Origin of the sequence: Escherichia sp. 93.1518 (genome assembly GCF_013368915.2) — a bacterium.
In the GTDB taxonomy this organism is placed as follows: Bacteria; Pseudomonadota; Gammaproteobacteria; order Enterobacterales; family Enterobacteriaceae; genus Escherichia; species Escherichia ruysiae.
Map to the genome: position 1 here is coordinate 23,614 of NZ_JABWMT020000024.1, position 19,838 is coordinate 43,451.

General features: G+C 50.8%; 19 protein-coding genes. 4 read left to right on the top strand and 15 right to left on the bottom strand.

The features are described 5' to 3' along the window. The first annotated feature begins 43 nt into the window (after positions 1-43). Complete coding sequence (gene kbp / locus HEN21_RS16625; RefSeq protein ID WP_000522418.1) at positions 44-493, top strand: potassium binding protein Kbp; 450 nt, start codon at positions 44-46, stop codon at positions 491-493. On the opposite strand, the gene csiR is transcribed toward kbp, so the two are convergent. The 12 genes from csiR to HEN21_RS16685 all read right to left on the bottom strand — a co-directional run bounded on the left by csiR (position 494) and on the right by HEN21_RS16685 (position 13,163). Continuing rightward, the gene (csiR, locus tag HEN21_RS16630; protein WP_000156830.1) at positions 494-1,156 is read right to left on the bottom strand and encodes a DNA-binding transcriptional regulator CsiR; all 663 of its coding nucleotides are present in this window, start codon (positions 1,154-1,156) and stop codon (positions 494-496) included. Between the two features lie 20 nt (positions 1,157-1,176). Further along, positions 1,177-2,577: a GABA permease gene (gene gabP / locus HEN21_RS16635; protein WP_176252394.1), complete on the bottom strand. Its 1,401-nt coding sequence runs from the start codon at positions 2,575-2,577 to the stop codon at positions 1,177-1,179. Positions 2,578-2,814: 237 nt separating this feature from the next. After that, positions 2,815-4,095, bottom strand: a complete 1,281-nt coding sequence (gabT, locus tag HEN21_RS16640; RefSeq protein ID WP_176252393.1) for a 4-aminobutyrate--2-oxoglutarate transaminase — start codon at positions 4,093-4,095, stop codon at positions 2,815-2,817. 13 nt (positions 4,096-4,108) lie between these two features. Further along, positions 4,109-5,557, bottom strand: a complete 1,449-nt coding sequence (gabD, locus tag HEN21_RS16645) for an NADP-dependent succinate-semialdehyde dehydrogenase (RefSeq protein ID WP_176252392.1) — start codon at positions 5,555-5,557, stop codon at positions 4,109-4,111. Positions 5,558-5,579: 22 nt separating this feature from the next. Then, positions 5,580-6,848: an L-2-hydroxyglutarate oxidase gene (lhgO, locus tag HEN21_RS16650; RefSeq protein ID WP_176252403.1), complete on the bottom strand. Its 1,269-nt coding sequence runs from the start codon at positions 6,846-6,848 to the stop codon at positions 5,580-5,582. Between the two features lie 19 nt (positions 6,849-6,867). Next, entirely contained in the window at positions 6,868-7,845 is a 978-nt protein-coding gene (glaH, locus tag HEN21_RS16655) for a glutarate dioxygenase GlaH (protein ID WP_105285927.1), read from the bottom strand. 923 nt (positions 7,846-8,768) lie between these two features. Beyond that, complete coding sequence (locus HEN21_RS16660) at positions 8,769-11,102, bottom strand: primase-helicase zinc-binding domain-containing protein (RefSeq protein WP_176252391.1); 2,334 nt, start codon at positions 11,100-11,102, stop codon at positions 8,769-8,771. Between the two features lie 14 nt (positions 11,103-11,116). Then, the gene (locus tag HEN21_RS16665) at positions 11,117-11,437 is read right to left on the bottom strand and encodes a DUF5375 domain-containing protein (protein WP_000856729.1); all 321 of its coding nucleotides are present in this window, start codon (positions 11,435-11,437) and stop codon (positions 11,117-11,119) included. Positions 11,438-11,572: 135 nt separating this feature from the next. Further along, positions 11,573-12,028, bottom strand: a complete 456-nt coding sequence (locus HEN21_RS16670) for a hypothetical protein (RefSeq protein ID WP_000459316.1) — start codon at positions 12,026-12,028, stop codon at positions 11,573-11,575. Beyond that, positions 12,021-12,308 (bottom strand): hypothetical protein, encoded by a 288-nt coding sequence (locus tag HEN21_RS16675; RefSeq protein WP_001244664.1) that lies wholly within the window; start codon positions 12,306-12,308, stop codon positions 12,021-12,023. The genes HEN21_RS16670 and HEN21_RS16675 overlap by 8 nt, the downstream gene beginning before the upstream one ends. Further along, positions 12,301-12,900 carry a host cell division inhibitor Icd-like protein gene (locus HEN21_RS16680; protein WP_001360858.1) on the bottom strand — a complete coding sequence of 200 codons (600 nt, stop codon included), beginning with the start codon at positions 12,898-12,900 and terminating at the stop codon, positions 12,301-12,303. The genes HEN21_RS16675 and HEN21_RS16680 overlap by 8 nt, the downstream gene beginning before the upstream one ends. Then, the gene (locus tag HEN21_RS16685; protein WP_024232090.1) at positions 12,897-13,163 is read right to left on the bottom strand and encodes a helix-turn-helix transcriptional regulator; all 267 of its coding nucleotides are present in this window, start codon (positions 13,161-13,163) and stop codon (positions 12,897-12,899) included. Before HEN21_RS16685 ends, HEN21_RS16680 begins: the two co-directional genes overlap by 4 nt. Before the next feature lie 552 nt (positions 13,164-13,715). Here HEN21_RS16685 and HEN21_RS16690 point away from each other — a divergent pair. The 3 genes from HEN21_RS16690 (at position 13,716) to HEN21_RS16700 (ending at position 15,593) form a co-directional block, all read left to right on the top strand. Then, the gene (locus HEN21_RS16690; RefSeq protein ID WP_059336983.1) at positions 13,716-14,450 is read left to right on the top strand and encodes a hypothetical protein; all 735 of its coding nucleotides are present in this window, start codon (positions 13,716-13,718) and stop codon (positions 14,448-14,450) included. Next, the gene (locus tag HEN21_RS16695; protein ID WP_000638635.1) at positions 14,447-14,947 is read left to right on the top strand and encodes an ogr/Delta-like zinc finger family protein; all 501 of its coding nucleotides are present in this window, start codon (positions 14,447-14,449) and stop codon (positions 14,945-14,947) included. Before HEN21_RS16690 ends, HEN21_RS16695 begins: the two co-directional genes overlap by 4 nt. 73 nt (positions 14,948-15,020) lie before the next feature. Continuing rightward, the gene (locus tag HEN21_RS16700; protein ID WP_000446131.1) at positions 15,021-15,593 is read left to right on the top strand and encodes a phage polarity suppression protein; all 573 of its coding nucleotides are present in this window, start codon (positions 15,021-15,023) and stop codon (positions 15,591-15,593) included. Between the two features lie 208 nt (positions 15,594-15,801). On the opposite strand, the gene HEN21_RS16705 is transcribed toward HEN21_RS16700, so the two are convergent. The 3 genes from HEN21_RS16705 to HEN21_RS16715 are packed head-to-tail and all read right to left on the bottom strand — an operon-like array spanning position 15,802 to position 19,831. Next, on the bottom strand, positions 15,802-17,586 hold the full coding sequence (locus HEN21_RS16705) for an ATP-binding protein (protein ID WP_021516369.1): 1,785 nt from the start codon (positions 17,584-17,586) through the stop codon (positions 15,802-15,804). Next, positions 17,586-18,620, bottom strand: a complete 1,035-nt coding sequence (locus HEN21_RS16710) for an SIR2 family protein (RefSeq protein WP_021516368.1) — start codon at positions 18,618-18,620, stop codon at positions 17,586-17,588. Before HEN21_RS16710 ends, HEN21_RS16705 begins: the two co-directional genes overlap by 1 nt. An 11-nt stretch (positions 18,621-18,631) precedes the next feature. Further along, the gene (locus HEN21_RS16715) at positions 18,632-19,831 is read right to left on the bottom strand and encodes an integrase domain-containing protein (RefSeq protein WP_021516367.1); all 1,200 of its coding nucleotides are present in this window, start codon (positions 19,829-19,831) and stop codon (positions 18,632-18,634) included. Between the last annotated feature and the right edge of the window lie 7 nt (positions 19,832-19,838).

Consider the following 19,838-nt stretch of genomic DNA (forward strand, 5'->3'; position numbering starts at 1 on the left):
CTGCTACACTTTCTGAGTGTTTCCGTTAACGAATGAGGTAATTATGGGTCTGTTCAATTTTGTGAAAGATGCCGGAGAAAAGCTCTGGGACGCGGTTACTGGTCAGCATGATAAAGACGATCAGGCGAAGAAGGTGCAGGAACATCTGAACAAAACCGGTATACCTGATGCCGATAAAGTGAATATTCAGATTGTCGATGGTAAAGCGACGGTTACAGGTGACGGCTTAAGTCAGGAAGCGAAGGAAAAAATCCTTGTTGCAGTGGGGAATATTTCCGGTATTGCCAGTGTTGATGATCAGGTAAAAACGGCGACGCCAGCCACTGCCAGCCAGTTTTATACTGTTAAGTCTGGCGACACCCTGAGTGCCATTTCCAAACAGGTCTACGGTAACGCCAATCTCTACAATAAAATCTTCGAAGCGAATAAACCGATGCTGAAAAGCCCGGATAAAATTTATCCGGGGCAGGTGTTGCGTATTCCTGAAGAGTAGTTAATTGCCAGCCATCGCCTGCTGGATAATCGGAATTGGCGTCAGTAAATGCTGGCGCATTAACTCACTGGCGCGCGCCGTATCTCGCGCCAGCACCGCCGCAGTCAGGGTCTGGTGCTGATCGTGTTTATCTTCCAGCATTTCTACAGAAAGCACCGTTTGCCGCAGCCAGATGAACCGATAGCGCGCCGCCAGATCAAACAAACGCTCGCGCATTTGCAGTAAATAGTGGGAACCGCAGCCCGCCACAATCGCAGTATGAAATGCCTGATGGCGCTGATCCCACTCATCAAGCATTTTCTCGCTGGCGTCAGAGGCTTCAAGTTTACCGAGCAAGTGTGCCTTCGCGAGAACGTCAGCCTCCCACTCATCGCTGCCACGGGCAATTGCCAGACTCACCAGCATCGCTTCCATATTGGCGCGGGCGTCGAAAATATCGAGTAGTTCTTGCTCTGACATAGACGCCACCCGATACCCTTTTTGATTCACCACCGTGACCAGTCGTTCCGCCACCAGTTGCGAAAGGGCTTCCCGCAACGGCCCGACGCCGAGTGCATAACGCGACGTTAGCGAACTCATCCGTAATTTTTCATCCGGCTGAAAATTGCCGCGAATAATATCGTTTTTCAACCAGCGGTAGCCATCCAGAGACGTAATGGTCATGGTGTGACTCCTGAACATTATCAGCGCGTATTATGAACGGGTGTTTTTTGCCACAATATCAGCTTTTTCCAGCGTGCCATAATTGGCACGGTACAGATAATCCCTATCGCTAATAAGCCGGTGGAAATTACCTCGAGTTGTTGCGCCGGGCGGAATAACATCACCACCAATACAAAGGTAATAAAGCCAATCACCAGCCAGGTGAGCCACGGATAAAGCCACATGCGCAGGCGAATTTCGCCGCCTTCCGCCAGCAGGATTTTACGCATCCGTAATTGCGAAACGGCGATGACTAAATAAACCAGCAGGGCAATAGCACCGGAGCTGTCGATCAGGAATTTAAACACTTTGGCGGGCGCGTAATAGTTCACTACCACCGTTAAAAACGCCGCGCCGGTCGAGAGTAATACCGCCACATACGGGGTTTTGCTACGGTTGATTTTGCCCATTACCGCTGGCGCATCCCCGCGACGGCTTAAGGAGTAGAGCATCCTTGACGCGGTATACAGCGCCGAGTTCAGGCAGCTGGTTACCGACAGCAAAATAACGCAATCCATAATGAATTTTGCATGTGGAATATTCAGCAGCTCCAGCACGGAACGGTAGGAACCCACGGTTTTCAGTCCTGGTATATTCCACGGTATGAGTGCCACGACGACAAAAATAGAACACAAATAGAAAATGGAGATACGCCAGATAACCGAGTTGGTGGCGCGGACAATATGTTTATCCGGCGTGTCGGATTCTGCTGCCGCAATGGTGACAATTTCCGCGCCCATAAACGAGAACATGGTGATCAGCATCGCGCTTAAAACTGCGCCAAAACCGTTCGGCATAAAGCCGCCGCTATCCCACAATCTTGAAATACCGCTCACTTCGGCATAAGGGTAAAAACCGCTAATTGCTACAGCTCCAAGGAAAATAAACGCCAGAATGGCAATCACTTTGCATATCGCCAGCCAGAATTCAAATTCACCGTAGTTTTTAACGCTTAATAAATTACTGCCGGTTAAGGCGAGGGTGATGACCAGAGAAAATAACCAGATGGGAATGCCGGGAACCCACGAGTGCAGGATCATGGCGGCGATGTTGGCTTCCAGCGGAATGACCAGTACCCAAAACCACCAGTACAGCCAGCCGATGGTATAGCCCGCCCAGCGGCCAATGGCTTTGTCGGCATAGGTGGAAAACGAACCGGTGTCGGGCGTGGCAACCGCCATTTCCGCCAGCATCCGCATAATCATAACCACCAGTAATCCGGCGAACAGATAGGCCAGTAATACCGCCGGGCCCGCTTCGGCAATGGCGACGCTTGAACCGACAAACAGACTTGCGCCGATAACACCGGCAATAGACAACATGGTGACGTGGCGTGATTTCAGCCCGCCGCCTAGCTCATGTGGTTGCGATGATTGCCCCATCCTGAATCCTCTCGAAAGTGTGTCACTTGGGAGAGCGCCCCGACATTTCCCGCGTCGGGTCACGCGTTTAATTGTTATTAATTCTTTTTGCCGGAGAGCGGCTCCGCCTTATCCGGCCGACATAGATTTATTCCTGTTCACGTACGGATTGTCGGATGCGACGTAAACGCCTTATCCGACCTGGATTCCCGTGGGCCGGACAAGACGCGCAGCGTCGCCTCCGGCATGGGTGCGGTGCTATTGCTTCGCCTCATCAAAACACTGAGCGATGATCTCCAGACCCTGACGAATCTGAGCATCTTCAATGGTGAGCGGCACAAGGATGCGCAGCACGTTGTAATACGGGCCGCAGGAGAGAAGAATCAGGCCTTTGTCGCGGGCGCGCGCCACGATCTCGGCGGTGAGTCTGGCGTCCGGTTTACTGTGATCGCCATCTTCAAACAGCTCGATGGCGATCATCGCCCCCAGCCCGCGCACATCGCCGATCTCCGGGTGTTTTTCGGCGATCGCCAACAATCCGTCTTTCAGTTTTTGTCCCAGGTCGTTGGCTTTTTGCAGCAGATTTTCCTGCTCGAACACCTTCAACACTTCCAGCGCCGCCACGCAGGCAATCGGGTTACCCGCATAGGTGCCGCCCAGGCCGCCCGGTGCGACAGCGTCCATCACTTCAGCGCGCCCGGTGACGCCCGCCAGCGGGAAGCCGCCCGCGATCGATTTCGCAAAGGTGGTGAGATCCGGTGCCACGCCCATCTGCTCCATCGCAAACAGCGTACCGGTACGCCCCGCGCCGCTCTGCACTTCATCGGCAATCAGCATGATTCCGTGCTCGTCACACAGTGCGCGTAAACGTTGCATAAAGGCTGGCGTCGCGGCGTAGAAACCGCCTTCGCCCTGAACCGGCTCAATCACGATGGCAGCGATATCTTCCGGCGCAGCGTCATTTTTAAAAATTCGGTGGATACTGGCGATAGCGTCATCCTCGCTTATGTCGTGCAGCGGGCAAGGATAAAGCGCGCGATAAACATGGCCCGGCATCAGCCCCATGCCCGCAGAGTACGGATTCACCTTGCCGGTCAGCGCCAGCGTGTAATGCGTGCGCCCGTGATACGCGCCGCTAAAAGCGATGGTGCCGCTACGTTTGGTGGCGGCGCGGGCGATTTTCACCGCGTTTTCCACCGCTTCGGAACCGGTCGTAACCAGCAGCGTTTTCTTGGCAAAATCGCCCGGCACCTTCTGATTCATTATTTCGCACAGCTCCAGATACGGCTCGTAAGCCAGCACCTGGAAGCAGGTGTGTGACAGTTTTTTCAGTTGCGCTTCTACTGCCACAACCACTTTCGGATGCAGGTGCCCGGTATTGAGCACCGCAATCCCGCCCGCGAAATCAAGATACTCACGGCCTTCAACGTCCCACACCCGGCAGTTTTCCGCGCGGTCAGCGAAAATTGGGTGGATCTGCCCAACGCCACGAGGAACTGCCTGACTGCGGCGCTGCATTAACTCTTTATTGCTGCTCATTCGCGTTCTCCAGTTAAAGACCGATGCACATATATTTGATTTCTAAGTAATCTTCGATGCCATACTTCGAACCTTCACGACCCAGTCCCGAGGCTTTGATACCGCCGAACGGGGCCACTTCATTGGAAATAATGCCGGTATTGATGCCGACGATGCCGTACTCCAGCGCCTCGCCGACGCGGAAGACGCGGCTTAAATCACGGGCGTAGAAATAGGCGGCAAGACCAAACTCGGTGTCATTGGCCTGCGCAATCACATCGGCTTCATCTTTAAAGCGGAACAGCGGGGCGAGGGGGCCGAACGTCTCTTCTTTCGACACTTTGGCGTTGGCCGGCACGTCCACCAGGATGGTCGGCTGGAAGAAGTTGCCGCCGCGTTCGTGCGCTTTACCGCCGCAAACCACGCGCGCGCCTTTCGCCAGCGCATCAGCAATATGCTCTTCCACTTTTGCTACCGCTTTTTCATCGATCAGCGGCCCGATGGTGACGCCTTTATCCAGCCCGTCGCCGATGTGCAGTTTGCTCACCGCCTGCTGCAATTTTTCAGCAAAGCAGTCATATACGCCGTCCTGCACATACAGACGGTTGGCGCAGACGCAGGTTTGCCCGGCGTTGCGGAATTTTGAGGCCAGCGCGCCTTCCACGGCTTTGTCGAGATCGGCATCGTCAAAGACGATAAACGGTGCGTTGCCGCCCAGCTCCAGCGACACTTTTTTGATGTCTTTTGCGCACTGTTCCATCAACTGGCGGCCAATTTCGGTCGAGCCGGTAAACGACAGCTTGCGCACCAGCGGATTGCTGGTCAGTTCGTTACCGACCGCTCCCGCCGAGCCAGTGACGACGTTAAATACGCCAGCTGGAACGCCCGCGCGGATCGCCAGCTCCGCCAGCGCCAGCGCAGAGAACGGCGTCTGACTGGCGGGCTTCAGCACCATCGTGCAGCCTGCCGCCAGCGCCGGACCGGCTTTGCGGGTAATCATCGCCGCCGGGAAGTTCCACGGCGTGATAGCTGCGGTGACGCCAATCGGCTGCTTGATAACAATCAGGCGTTTATCGGCCTGATGACCGGGAATGGTGTCGCCATAAATGCGTTTACCTTCTTCGGCAAACCACTCAATAAAGGAGGCGGCGTAGCTGATTTCGCCTTTCGCTTCAGCCAGCGGTTTACCCTGTTCGAGGGTCATCAGGCGCGCTAAATCGTCCTGATGCTCCATCATCAAATTGAACCAGTTACGCATAATATTGGCGCGTTCTTTGGCGGTGAGCGCACGCCAGGCGGGCAGGGCGCGGTTGGCGGCGTCGATAGCTGCGCGGGTTTCATCAGCGCCCATTTTCGGCACGCTACCCAGTTTGTCGCCGTTCGCCGGATTAGTGACGTCGATGACCTCGCCATTGTTGGCGTCCAGCCATTCCCCGTTAATCAACGCCTGCTGGCGGAATAAGTTACTGTCGTTAAGTTTCATCGCTACATCCTGTTTTCAAAGGTTATTGATTAAATGCGGCGTGTAAGGCATCCACACTACGTGCCGCTCGCAGCGTGCGTCCGGGGTTACTCTGGCTTGCCAACAGCGTTTGTACCTTGCTGACAATATGCGCACCAATAGGAATTGCTGATGTCGCTGCCGGGGAGGGCGCATTGCAGGTGTGGATCGTGCGCGGGGTGGTGACAAACAGAAAATCGTCAATCAGCTTACCGTCCGGCGATACCGCCTGCGCCCGCACACCGGCGGGCCAGGGCTGGAGATCGCTTAACGAAAGCCGGGGACAATACTTTTGCACCAGCCGCAGATAGCCGCTTTTGCACAGCGAGTTTTTCATCTCGCCCAGTCCTGAGCGTAGATGGTTTTGCAGTACCCGGCGAATCCCCGGGGAGCCCAAAATCTCCAGCGTGTCGCTAAATGAGAAGTCGCGCTTGCGATAACCCTCGCGTTTAAAAGCCAGCACCGCGTTTGGCCCGACGGTGACGCTGCCGTCGATCATCCGGGTGAGATGAACGCCTAAAAATGGCATTGCCGGGTCGGGAATGGGGTAAATCAGGTGGTTAACAATCTGGTTATGCTCCGGCGCAAGGCGGAAATACTCGCCACGGAACGGGCAGATGATAAAGCCCGGTTCGAGGCCGAGCATTTTCACCAGCCGGTCAGCCATCAGACCAGAACAGCTAATCAGCGTCGACGCTTCATACTCGCCGCCCTGACGGGTGCGGACAACCACGCCGTTTTTATGCTCACTGAGGCCGCTAACTTCGGCGTTATAAATAATCTCGCCGCCTCTGGCCTGGAAGATTTTTGCCATCGCTGCCGTGACGTCGCGGTAGCTGACAATGCCGCTGGACGGCACAAAAATACCGCCGAGCCCGGTGATATTCGGTTCACGCTCGCGCAGCTCGTCGGCGTTTAACCACTCGCGTTCAATCCCGTTCGCCGCTGTGCGTTCCCATAACGCGCGCATCCGCTCCATTTCGAGTGCGGATGTGGCGACCAGCATCTTGCCGCAGTTGTCATAGCGAATGCCGTTTTGATCGCAAAAGGCTTTGGTGGCGCGGTTCCCAGCCAGGCAAAACTGTGCCTTCAGGCTACCGGGTGTGTAATAAACCCCGGCATGGATCACGCCGCTGTTGTGGCCCGTTTGATGACAGGCCGGACCGGACTCTTTTTCCAGCAACGCAATGCGGGTATCCGGATAGACATCAATCAGTTGCATGGCGGTCGACATGCCGATGATGCCGCCGCCAATAATCACAAAATCATACATCCGCTCAATTCCTTTGCGCTTACTGATGCGTCTGGTAGTGGTGAGTGGCGTAAGCGAAGTAGCCACGCTGACGCATCAGTTCACGGCGCAGATCCGGGTGCGGAGTAAATCGGTCGCGACCGTGCAACCAGAACAGGTTGTTAATCAACAGAAATTTGCCAACGGGAACGGGGACAGAAAGAATGCCTTTGCTGGTTTCAATGGCATCGGAAAGCTCGCTCAACCACACGCCTTCTTCGAAGTCTTTCGGCTGGACGAACTGGTCGATATAGCGCATCACCGGGCGACCCTGCTGATCGACATCGAACACCGGATGGAATACATCTTTACTGACATTTTTGCTCGGCGGCGCGGCAAAACGCATTGGGCGACGCGCCAGCGGATGGCGGAAATAGTGGTCCAGATGTTCCCAGTCATCGAGATGCAGCAGCAGCGAGTTTCCGCCCTGCATGTTTTGTTCATCGATTTTCATCATCAGCACGTAGTCGGTGATCTCTTCGACGTAGGTGCCGTCGTTGTGCAGTTCCATCACACGGTGTGGTTGACGCAGATAGCTGTCTGAGTTATCGACATTTTTCACCACAAAACGCGCGTAATACTGACCGCTCATGGCATCGAAATTGGAACGACCAATCAGATGCGCCACCGCCGTTGCCAGCTTCACCATCTCGTCCGCCTGCTTCACATCATCGACACCCACGGCGTTGATTAGCAGTGCACCTTCAGCACGGTTTAGTAGCGTCTTCAACAGCAGTGGTTGCAGCTGATTTGCACACAAGTCGTCAAGAATTTTGCCCACACGGAAACGCAGGAAAGATTTGTACTCCAGCGCCTGCACGGGCCATTCGGCAACCTGTTCGAGGAACTGTTTGGTCGTCTGTTCGGTGAAGGTGAGTTCCAGAAGACGCGGGGATTGCGCCGACGGGGTGAGGGTGAATCCGCTATAGTCCTGGCCTGAATCGACAGCGTTTGTGTGTACGGCGGTCAGTGCATTCATCAGAAGCGATCCTCTTATGAGATGTAGGGTGACATGGCGATGCTCATTTCGTAGCCATAATCTAAAAATATCTACATTTCTGAAAAATGCGCACAAAAGTGACATATTGTTTTCTTATTGTGATCGAAAACAACAAATAGTTAACATTTGGTTTGGTGAGTACCTTCAATGGGCTAAAAAATTCGGATTTAAGTCAGGAATGTATTAATGCAATTCAGTACGGGGCACAGAGAATACAGCCAGATATTTGTTACATTGGCGATGGTTTTCTCTCTATTGAAAAAGGAGAAGGAAGACTGTGATTGTAAAACAGAAGAGTAATACGGGGTCGTTAAATCCGTCGTCATTTTGCCGCTACAACCAAAGAAAAAGGGGCTACGCTTTCACGTAACCCCTTGATTTATTTGGTGGAGCTGGCGGAGTTTGAATAAATATTGTATTGCTTTGATTTTTAATGATTTTGTTTAATTCATTTTTTGTGCGTATACCTAATCGTATACCAATGGCTGTAAGTTAATGTGAAATGAAAGCGCATTTTTACTTGGATTGATGCTATATCGTACAGGAAAAAAATTTTTTTTCGAAAGAACTGTTCACACTGTTCACCTTTCTGTTTTCTCCTTTTATTTCAGAGTGATAGGTGGTGAATAATGGGTGAAGGGTGAACATTCGATTCTTCACCTCCGGCATTCTGCCGGTGTGACTTGTGCAGGGGATTAATTTCCCGTGCTGAAAATCACACAGGAAGAAAAAAAGTTTTTTTTGATTTGATTGTTCACACTGTTCACCTTTCGTTTTTCTCTTTTAATTTCAGTGTGATAACGGGTGAATATACGGTGAAGGGTGAACAGTGGATTGTTCACCTTCGGGGGATTCAGGGATGAAAAAAGACCGGCAGATGCCGGTCAGATGAGTCATGAGGGTCAGGTTGTTGCAGGGTCGTCACATTTTGGCAGCCAGTCGCCGTAGCTTTCCTCTTTCAGCGTCAGGTTGGTCTGTATCCCCTGTTTGGTATGGCGCTTCTCGTAATTCAGCCCGTATTCCTTCAGCATCACCGGCAGCCCCAGTCCGAACATTTTCAGACTGAGTACATTCCGGTAGCCGTTTGCTTCCATGTAGGCCAGATAGGCGTGATAGAGGTATTTACGGTAATTGCGCGGGATGATACTGGCGTTCCCCATATACATGCCGCTGGTCTGCGGCAGGGTTTCCAGATAGCCGATAAAATCAAACGTCGGGTCGGCATCCCGTTTGATGTTCAGTGCCTCGTCTGAGTTCTGCTGGGACTGAAGCAGTGACCGGGCGAGCATCGGGTCGCTGAACTTCTGCATCAGGTGACGCACGATGACCGCCAGCTCGCGGGTGATTTTGTCCTTAAGTTGCGGGTCGCGCTCCTGCGGGGCTATCTGTTCCGGGAAGTGAATAATCACCCGCCGGCGTGACACGCCGCCGCTGCGGTCGGTGAAGCGCATCGGGTTATTGTTCACGGCCAGAATCACCGCCGGGATATGCGTGGAGTACGCATCCCGGTATTTCGGGTCCACGGACACCGCATCGCCGCCGGTGATGGCCTTGAGTCCGGCACCGTCGCCGCTCCATTTTTCCTGGTCCGGCAGGCGTATCAGTGAGAAGCCAGTTAACGCGGCACGTTCACGCGGGGATTCCAGCGTCTCAATGGTGGCCGACGTGGCGTTATCCTCCCCGGCCAGCAGGGTGGCGATTTCGGCCATGATACTTTTGCCGCTGCCGCCGGGACCGGTCACCTCCAGAAAGAGCTGCCAGTCATAGCGGTTTGCCAGCACCATAAACAGTGCGGCCAGAATCACGTCGCGTTTTTCCGCACGGCCACCGGCGGCACGGTCAAGCCAGCGCCAGAACGCGGGGGCGTGGGTTTCCAGCGTTTCACCGTCCACCGGCGGGGTGAAATCCACATCACACAGGGTACGCATCCAGTGTGACGGACTGTGCGGGTGGAACGTGCCGTTCTGCGTGTCGAGCACGCCGTTACGAAAGCCAATCAGGCGGCGGGAGGGGGCTTCCTGCTGCGGAATAATCAGCTTCAGGGTGTCCACCACGGAGGCCACCTTCCCGGAGGAGAACGGCGCGCGCAGACGCTGAAACAGCCCGGCCACATCCCGGGAAAAGTCCTGTGGCGGCAGCACCTTCCAGACACCATTTTCATAACGGGACAGAAGCTGGCCGTTGGCATCGACCGCGAGCGCCTCGCCGTAATGCTCATAGATACGCATGGCCTTTTCGCTGGTACTCATGGCGGAAAACTCCGCTTCGCTCATGGTGTCGAACGGGCTTTCAGCCGGTGGCCGGATGGCATCATAAATGGCCTTACGGGTGGCTTCCCCGCCGCACTGCGTGAAGGCATCATTCCAGTCACCGAAGACCGGCGGCAGGGCAACAACACCTTCACACGCATCTGCGGCTGCGGCGGCTTTTGTCTGGCCGTCACCGCTGAGGTCACGGTCTGCGGCAAGGACAATCTGACAGGCCGGATGCTTCTGCCGGGCAAGGCTGGCCAGAGAAAGGAGGTTCACGGAAGAAAGCGCCACCATCACCGTTTCACCGGTCAGGTGATGTACGGTAAGTGCGGTCGCGTATCCCTCCGCTATCCACAGACGTTTTCCGGCCTGATTCTGTCCTTCAAGGATGTGACAGGTGCCCCTGACCTGTCCGCCTTTCAGGGTGCGCTTACGGCCGTCAGCACTGATTAACTGAAGGTTAACCAGTTCGCCGCTGTCGTCATACAGTGGCACCACAAGGTCACCGGCGCGCCAGCTCACGCCACCGGCTCTGTGTGTGCCGGTCAGCATCCGGCATTCCCGGCCGGGAAAGCCCTTGCGGGTCAGGTAGGCGTTACCGGTTCCGGGACGGGTTTTTGCCATCAGGGTTTGTGCCAGTGCGGCGGCGTTCTTCCGGGCAGCGTCTGTTTCAGCAACGGCGGCGGCCGTCACTGCCAGGTCAGCCGGGGGCAGACTGCCGGTCACGGCAGCCACCTTTGCGGCCGCGTCGGACGGGGAAACACCAAACACCTTTTCAACCAGTTTCAGGCCGTCACCGGCACCACACTGATTGCAGTACCAGGTGCCGCGCCCCTCCCTGTCATCAAAACGGAAGCGGTCACTCCCGCCACAGACCGGACAGGGCTGATGACGGTTTTTCAGCACCTGAATCCCCAGCGCCGGGAGAATACGCGGCCAGTGGCCGAGCGCATGGCTGACGGTGGCGGTTACGTTCATTTTCATGGTGTTGTTCTCCTTCAGTGCAGTACCGGCGCTTTTATGTGACGGGCACAGAGTTCATCCATCACAACCAGCCCGAGAAAGGACAGCGACGGCGCGGCCTTCAGGGGGCCGGATTCCATTAAATCTTCCAGCAGGGCACAGGCTATCTGGCGCCCTTTTTCCTCACCGTGCTGGCGCAGATAAAAGCCTTCCAGCTCAGCGGCGATGGCCGCCTCCAGTGATTCAAGGGTGAGATGCGGGTAGCGGTGCTGACGTTCGCACACGGTCAGCCAGGCACAGGCGACAGCGCGACGGTAAAGGGCTGCGCGTAAGACGGGCGGTAAGGGTGTTTTCATTTGTTTTCCTCCCTGTGACAGATGACTGCATTCCGTGCCGGTTGCATTAACTGATAAGGCATATCTGCGTCTCCTGAAGACGTGCGTATCCCTGCGCGAATACGCACATTTAATTTTTCGGGTGTCGTTTTTTAATTACAGATAATTGCGGTAACTGTTATCCGGGGTGATTTCCGGGTCAGGCTCCGTGCGGGGAATTTCCCGCCATTCCCGCGCCACCGGTGCCGCCCGGCTGGCCGGAACAGTGTCCTGCGGGTAAATATCCAGATATTTCTCCCGCCATTTCTGTAATTCCGGGTCTCCGGCCATTTCTTTCAGTACCGCATGCCGGTTTACGGGGCTGCGTTTAAACAGGTCAGGACGGTCACAGGTAAATTCCCGCAGAAAACGCCCCAGCGGGATGTCTGTGGTGCGCCCGTCAGCGAGGATACGCACAAGGATACTGAATTTACGGCGGTACGGGTTCCAGACAATTTCCGGGCAGCGGTACGGCATTTCCCACGGAATACCGTCTTCCAGAATGCCGACCACGGCCACATCGGGAAAACCGGCAGAACGGTAAATCTCACCGGGCTGGGGAAAATCAAACATGCGTCTTGTCTCCCCGGTCTTTCTGCTGGGCGAGAAAATCGCGGCACAGGCCTTTGGCTTTCAGCTCATTCAGCACAAAATCAATATCTTCATTCAGGTAGCTGAAAATATGCGGAATGTAGAGCTGATGCAGGCCGGAGAGTTCACGGTGAATCAAATCACCCCCAACAAACTGGGATACGGCGCTGGCGCGGTTGAGCTTATGGTAAGCCTCAATGCTGAGGTGTTCACGGGCGTCATGACGCGCTGAGACGGTCTGAGGGGCTTTTTTATTACGCACGGGACACCTCCACCACCGGCAGACGGGCAGCAAGGGAGAGCACATAGTCACGGACAAGGGAACGGCGGGCGCTGCGTTCATCACCGGCGACGGTGCGAAGCATACAGATACGGGGATGACGGTCTGCGCGACGGACAGCCGCAAACACAAAGACAAATTCAGGGTGTGAGGGGGTAAGGGTTGTAGCCATGATGGCAGCCTCCGTTAGATAGCAGGTTACGCTATCGCCGGAGTTTCCACGCTCGATGGCGATAGCCCAGACGGGGGTGGAAATACCGGCTCTAACGGATACCGGCCAGCCCGGAGGCTGCCCCGCCTGAGCTACCATTGACTCTGCGGCATAATGAGCGGACGCGGGCAGGATGCACGGAGTGCCATCTGCTCGACTGACCACACACCACACCATAATCTGGCGCTCTGTGGCGTTGATTGCGACACAAAAAAAGACGCATGGCGCGTCATATGTCGCCGTTAGATTGCTCGGGTTTCCACGCCCGGCTGCCGATTTTGCGACAGCGGAAAAACTATATCCGCAAATGCCGGAAAAAGGCAAGCCAGAAAAAGGGACTTTTTGCAGAACAGGCATCATCATGCGTCGTACCCCCGTTTGCGTCCGGCAATGCGGCCGGCCATCCATGCGGTGACTTCAGAGTGCAGCCAGGCCACATTTTTACCGCCAAGACTCACCTGCGGCGGAAATTCCCCCTTACGGATGAGTTCGTAGATGGTCGAGCGTGACAGGCCGCACAGGTGCATCACTTCCGGAAGACGCAAAAAACGCTCCTGTGTGATGTCCGGCTGCGGCATCAGTGGCGTCACAGGGGCGGGAGACGGGGAAGAAAAAACAGCTTGCATCGGGCTACCTCGTTAATGTCCATACAGCACCGGATAAGTCCGTCCGGCTTCGGGTAGCGCTTTATTTTGTGAATATTTTCAGCAGACGCAACAGGGGGGATTTGTTCCGGCAGCCTTACAATGCTTGTGTATTTTTTGTTCATCTCCACTTAAAGTCATTTAAAGCCACTTAAAGCAATTCGTAATTTTTATAGTGAAATACAAATCGTTTCTTCTTATTCATTCCCGGCGAATTAATAAAAACAAACAGTAGTAAACAGCACAAAAAGTCCATGAGCGGGTGAACAGTGGTGAACAGACGGTGAACAGTCATTACTGCGATTGTTCACCCTTTAACTTACTGTATTACTTATCTTTTTTCTTAAGGTGAACAGAGGTGAACAGTAAAATATAAAAAAACAAACAGTAAGCCGGTTTTTCCTGCGACCTTTTCCTGGCTTGCCGGTGTGAGGATGAGTCTCCTGTGTCAGGGCTGGCACATCTGCAATGCGTCGTGTTGTTGTCCGGTGTACGTCACAATTTTCTTAACCTGAAGTGACGAGGAGCCGGAAAATGTCTGACAACACCATCCCTGAATATCTGCAACCCGCGCTGGCACAACTGGAAAAGGCCAGAGCCGCCCATCTTGAGAACGCCCGCCTGATGGATGAGACCGTCACGGCCATTGAACGGGCAGAGCAGGAAAAAAATGCGCTGGCGCAGGCCGACGGAAACGACGCTGACGACTGGCGCACGGCCTTTCGTGCAGCCGGTGGTGTCCTGAGCGACGAGCTGAAACAGCGCCACATTGAGCGCGTGGCACGCCGGGAGCTGGTACAGGAATATGACAATCTGGCCGTGGTGCTGAATTTCGAACGTGAACGCCTGAAAGGGGCGTGTGACAGCACGGCCACCGCCTACCGGAAGGCACATCATCACCTACTGAGTCTGTATGCAGAGCATGAGCTGGAACACGCCCTGAATGAAACCTGTGAGGCGCTTGTCCGGGCAATGCATCTGAGCATCCTGGCACAGGAAAATCCGCTCGCCAACACCACCGGCCATCAGGGTTACGTCGCACCGGAAAAGGCTGTCATGCAGCAGGTGAAATCATCGCTGGAACAGAAAATTAAACAGATGCAAATCAGCCTCACCGGCGAGCCGGTTCTCCGGCTGACCGGACTGTCAGCGGCAACACTCCCGCACATGGATTATGAGGTGGCAGGCACACCGGCACAGCGCAAGGTGTGGCAGGACAAAATAGACCAGCAGGGTGCAGAGCTTAAGGCCAGAGGACTGCTGTCATGATTTACTGCCCGTCGTGTGGACATGTTGCTCACACCCGCCGCGCACATTTCATGGACGATGGCACCAAGATAATGATTGCACAGTGCCGGAATATTTATTGCTCTGCGACATTTGAAGCGAGTGAAAGCTTTTTCTCTGACAGTAAAGATTCAGGAATGGAATACATTTCAGGCAAACAGAGATACCGCGATTCACTGACGTCAGCCTCCGGCAGTATGAAACGCCCGAAAAGAATGCTTGTTACCGGATATTGTTGTCGGAGATGTAAAGGCCTTGCACTGTCAAGAACATCGAGGCGTCTGTCTCAGGAAGTCACCGAGCGTTTTTATGTGTGCACGGATCCGGGCTGTGGTCTGGTGTTTAAAACGCTTCAGACCATCAACCGTTTCATTGTCCGCCCGGTCACGCCGGACGAACTGGCAGAAAGCCTGCATGAAAAACAGGAACTGCCGCCAGTACGCTTAAAAACACAATCATATTCGCTGCGTCTGGAATGAGGGCTGCCGGTTAACACCGGCCGTCGCCGCACACCGTATTTTTATTCTTCAGCATGATGAGAAAGAGATAACGATGGAAAGCACAGCCTTACAGCAGGCCTTTGACACCTGTCAGAATAACAAAGCAGCATGGCTGCAACGCAAAAATGAGCTGGCAGCGGCCGAACAGGAATACCTGCGGCTTCTGTCAGGAGAAGGCAGAAACGTCAGTCGCCTGGACGAATTACGCAATATTATCGAAGTCAGAAAATGGCAGGTGAATCAGGCCGCCGGTCGTTATATTCGTTCGCATGAAGCCGTTCAGCACATCAGCATCCGCGACCGGCTGAATGATTTTATGCAGCAGCACGGCACAGCACTGGCGGCGGCACTGGCACCGGAGCTGATGGGCTACAGTGAGCTGACGGCCATTGCCCGAAACTGTGCCATACAGCGTGCCACAGATGCCCTGCGTGAAGCCCTTCTGTCCTGGCTTGCGAAGGGGGAAAAAATTAATTATTCCGCACAGGATAGCGACATTTTAACGACCATCGGATTCAGGCCTGACGCGGCTTCGGTGGATGACAGCCGTGAAAAATTCACCCCTGCGCAGAACATGATTTTTTCGCGTAAAAGTGCGCAACTGGCATCACATCAGTCTGTGTAAAATTCCCCGAAAATCCGCCCGTTTTTACTGAAAAAAGCCATGCATCGATAAGGTGCATGGCTTTGCATGCGTTTTCCTGCCTCATTTTCTGCAGACCGCGCCATTCCCGGCGCGGCCTGAGCGTGTCAGTGCAACTGCATTGAAACCGCCCCGCAAAGCGGGCGGGCGAGGCGGGGAAAGCACTGCGCGTTGCTAGATAATATTTTTATTAGCGATTACGAGATTGTCTCCTGAGTGATTCAACAGCATTTGCTATAGAGATTTCTTTTGCTTCAATTGCCCCCCACTCATTCCAAAAAGCTCTGGTTGCGCTATCGGGCTTGAGTGTTGGTGGATTCAATTTTATTCTAGCTGGTAATAGAACAGAGTCGCCAAGAACTATTGCTTCCCCAGTATCAAGAATTGGTAGTATGGATGTTAATGAACTCAATGAATCAGGCATTAACCGACTAACTACCTGTTGATCTCTATAATTACTTAGTCTGAGAGAAATTATGTTATTACATTGACTTAGTATTGTTCTGCTAACATCAGAAGGTCTTTGGCTGACGACTAATAAAGATACTCCGTACTTTCTGCCTTCTTTAGCAATTTTCTCGAATATTGATAAGGATATTTTTGTTTCAGCCTCAGTGGTATCCTTAGCGGGTAAATAAATATGAGCTTCGTCACAAACGAATGCTATAGGGGTTCGTTCGGTCTCACATCTCCAAAATTGGACGTTGTATAAAAATCTGGTCAATACACCAATAACAATAGGCATAATATCTGAAGGAACTTCAGAAAAATCAATTATTTTAATGCCATGATCTGTGCTATCTGATTTTAAAATTTTACAAGCGTATTTCTCCAACCAATCATATTGGTTGTGTTCTGGTTTATTTGAGAATAGAAAACAGTTCCTCTTGTCGTCTACTTTTGTTCTTAACCTGCTTATGAATCTTGTTAGTTTTCCATTCCAATCACCTTTTATTTCTTTATTATTAGTACCTTTTTTCATACCTTGATCATCATCGTGCAGTCTGCTAATAAGATCCTCGATAGAGTAGGGTATTGGAGCATCAACAGTCAAACAATCTTCTAAGTGTATTAATCTGTTGTGTGTGATGTATTCTTTTTTTAGCTCTCTCACGTGGTAGCTAAATCTTGCTGCCTGATTAGGTGCATTGCTATCGCTTCTATCTAACAACAGTGATAGCATTTCTTCTTTGTTTAATAACCAATGAGGTACATAAATACTATTTACATCGTCGATATTTCCTGGGCTTGCAATTTTAAAATAATCGGCTATGCTCGGGCGGTTCGATTTATTATGTGTATCAGATAAAGTTTTGTATTCACCATGAAGATCATAAAGTACAATATTGTTGTATTTTAATTTTGAGGCTTGTTCTAGTAATGACGCAACTGTCCAACTTTTACCTGAACCAGTACTCCCCAATAGGGCAGCATGTCTCTGAAATAATTTATCCCCATTTGCAACTGCTCGTGAATTGGTATTTCCATAGTTGCCTAGTATGAGTTTTAGCTCATCAGGAGTATCATTGTCGACTGCCGACATTAATTTCTCAAGACTGTCTTTTTTTATAAGAAATGCTTGTTTTTCAACTTTTGGAAAATATTGTGCTCCTCTTTTAAAAATTTTCCTTCTATCCCCGTAAACCTCCCAGAAAGTGCCGATAAGAGCTACTTGAAGAATATCATGATCGATAGAATAAGTTTGGAAGATATTATCGAAATCTTTTTCACTGTCATCTTCAATATTTTCTTCAGTATCAATAGTTTGTATTTCTCCAATAGAGCGTTTTACTTTTTCAATGATACCAACAAGAAACTCTGTGGGGGTATTGCCTTCAATAGCAACCAAGTCAAAAACGGTTAGTTCTTGTATGATCTCTGGAGACTCTGAAATGATAATAGCACGATCGGTATCAACATTTGCGATTCGTCCGATAAAGCATGTTTCATCAGTGTTAATGACGTAATATTCCATTATTTAAGTACCTCTTTAACAAACTCATTTAAAGACCAAATATTCTTTTCGATTTTATATTTAATGCCATCGATACAAACGATGGAATTGTTTCCTTCTGCAATAACATATGTTATAGAAGGATTATCATCACATATTTTTTGAGCGTTTGATGTCAATTCATATGTCATTAATAAAACAGGTATTTTTTCACGTATTTTTGATTTCAAATGTACTTCTAACTGCTCATCATTAAACCCATAGCCAATAATTAATAGTGATTTTGCTCTTTTGATATAATGGTTTGCTTTTTCTCTATGCCAATCAAAAGGCTGCTGATATCCAGCTCTGAATTTACTTGTACCTGGTGTAATAATTAATCTTTCATGTTTATTTTGAAAGCTGGTCCTGATAATTTTATCGTCAGCCTTGAACCAATCAAGACTACCATGAGGTTTAAATATTTTAACGTGTTTTTTAGTTCTAATTTGAACTGTAGATTTACCTCGTGTGGTTTTGATAGAGTGGGCGATTTTGAATTTATCTAACTCAACTTCAGGATTATTTATACAATGATAACTATTGATAAATCCTGTTGAAATTTCTAGACCAGCAATTTCACATGCTATTTCAATTAGTCTATCATAGTTTGGAGTTATAATTATCAATTCATTTTGATTAAAAGTTAAGTGATTCAATAAAGATGTAAATGCTAGATTTTTTTCTCCATTGATTACAGAGCATATTACAGTATTTTCATGCTTTAAAATAAGATCTGCGGTGTGCTGAATAATTAATGGGATAAGTTCACTTTCATCTTTAAGAAATGCCATGGCATCTTCAAGTCCCATACCATTATTTAGTTTGGAACTTATGATACCCCATTCTCTTATAAGATCCCCGCTTACTAATTTGGGGATAGTTGTATTAAGATGTTCTCCCAATGTTTTCATGCCTGGAATCCCCTCACCGAGAGAGAGGCCAGAACCGATAAGAACAGTTGGATTATTTGTGAAAAAATTTTGTAAATGAAGTTTTATAGAATCAATATTCATTGTAATCCCTTTTATAATGAATTATTTTTATATATAAAATTTCCCCACCAAGCCATCATCTCTTTACGTTTATCAAGATAAGTGGAGCGGTTATATGCTCTTCTCACCTCATTTTTATCAATATGTGCAAGAGCTGATTCAATAATGTCAGAATTAAATTCGGCTTCATTTAATGCAGTGCTGGCAATAGAACGGAGTCCATGTGCAACTAACTTTCCTCCGTACCCTATGCGTTTTAATGCTGCATTTGCTGTTTGGCTATTCATCGGTTCTTGAGGGTTATTCCTGCTAGGAAATATATGTTCACGATGAGCACTTATGGGTTTCATTACTTCAAGAATAATTAAAGCTTGAGATGATAAAGGAACTATATGTTCGCGCTTTGCTTTCATCCTTTCAGCAGGAATTCTCCAAAGTTTGGATTCTAAATCGATCTCATCCCAGCGGGCGCCAGAGGCTTCTGAAGGGCGAACGAGTGTCAGTAGTTGCCATTCGATCAGACAACGAGTAGGAATAGACAGGTTTGACATTACTAGAGAATGCATCAGTTTAGGTAATTCTTCTGGCCGCAGCGTTGGCAAATTTTGCTTTTTGGGTTTATCAAAAGCCATGCCAATACCTGACGCAGGATTAGCCTCAATTAATCCGGTATTGACAGCGTAGATCATAATTTCGTTAATACGTTGCACCAAACGACGAACAGTCTCGAGTGCACCGCGGGCCTTAATTGGTTCTAGGGCTTCAATTAATATACGTGCTTTTATTTCCTGAACAGGAATCTCTCCGATAGCAGGGAAAATGTCCTTCTCTAAGGATCGCCATATATCCTTTGCATAATCAGGTGTAACGCTATTGCGTTTAATGGCAAACCAATTTTTAGCAACGTTTGAAAAAATACTTTCTACTGCAATTTGTTGTTGTTGTGTGACTTGTTCATTGTGTGTTTGTGGATCGATCCCCTTGGCTAACAAGGAAAGATACTTAGCTCGCACATTTCTGATTTCAGCCAAGGATAGTGCAGGGAAGGTTCCTAAACTAATCATGGTCCGCTGTTTTGTTACTGGCTTTTGGTAGCGGAAACGCCATAATTTCTTACCGTTCGTTTTAACGAGCAGAAAAAGGCCATCGCCATCATGCAACGTTAGATCCTTTTCTAACGCTTTAGCGCGCAGAACTTCAGTGTTGGTCAGGGGACGTGTCGTTCTTGCCACTTTGGCC

Bases quoted from the DNA above. Each gene is read 5' to 3' on its own strand.
- kbp (WP_000522418.1), top strand. From the start codon at position 44: ATGGGTCTGTTCAATTTTGTGAAAGATGCCGGAGAAAAGCTCTGGGAC.
- csiR (WP_000156830.1), bottom strand. From the start codon at position 1,156: ATGACCATTACGTCTCTGGATGGCTACCGCTGGTTGAAAAACGATATT.
- gabP (WP_176252394.1), bottom strand. From the start codon at position 2,577: ATGGGGCAATCATCGCAACCACATGAGCTAGGCGGCGGGCTGAAATCA.
- gabT (WP_176252393.1), bottom strand. From the start codon at position 4,095: ATGAGCAGCAATAAAGAGTTAATGCAGCGCCGCAGTCAGGCAGTTCCT.
- gabD (WP_176252392.1), bottom strand. From the start codon at position 5,557: ATGAAACTTAACGACAGTAACTTATTCCGCCAGCAGGCGTTGATTAAC.
- lhgO (WP_176252403.1), bottom strand. From the start codon at position 6,848: ATGTATGATTTTGTGATTATTGGCGGCGGCATCATCGGCATGTCGACC.
- glaH (WP_105285927.1), bottom strand. From the start codon at position 7,845: ATGAATGCACTGACCGCCGTACACACAAACGCTGTCGATTCAGGCCAG.
- HEN21_RS16660 (WP_176252391.1), bottom strand. From the start codon at position 11,102: ATGAAAATGAACGTAACCGCCACCGTCAGCCATGCGCTCGGCCACTGG.
- HEN21_RS16665 (WP_000856729.1), bottom strand. From the start codon at position 11,437: ATGAAAACACCCTTACCGCCCGTCTTACGCGCAGCCCTTTACCGTCGC.
- HEN21_RS16670 (WP_000459316.1), bottom strand. From the start codon at position 12,028: ATGTTTGATTTTCCCCAGCCCGGTGAGATTTACCGTTCTGCCGGTTTT.
- HEN21_RS16680 (WP_001360858.1), bottom strand. From the start codon at position 12,900: ATGATGATGCCTGTTCTGCAAAAAGTCCCTTTTTCTGGCTTGCCTTTT.
- HEN21_RS16685 (WP_024232090.1), bottom strand. From the start codon at position 13,163: ATGCAAGCTGTTTTTTCTTCCCCGTCTCCCGCCCCTGTGACGCCACTG.
- HEN21_RS16690 (WP_059336983.1), top strand. From the start codon at position 13,716: ATGTCTGACAACACCATCCCTGAATATCTGCAACCCGCGCTGGCACAA.
- HEN21_RS16695 (WP_000638635.1), top strand. From the start codon at position 14,447: ATGATTTACTGCCCGTCGTGTGGACATGTTGCTCACACCCGCCGCGCA.
- HEN21_RS16700 (WP_000446131.1), top strand. From the start codon at position 15,021: ATGGAAAGCACAGCCTTACAGCAGGCCTTTGACACCTGTCAGAATAAC.
- HEN21_RS16705 (WP_021516369.1), bottom strand. From the start codon at position 17,586: ATGGAATATTACGTCATTAACACTGATGAAACATGCTTTATCGGACGA.
- HEN21_RS16710 (WP_021516368.1), bottom strand. From the start codon at position 18,620: ATGAATATTGATTCTATAAAACTTCATTTACAAAATTTTTTCACAAAT.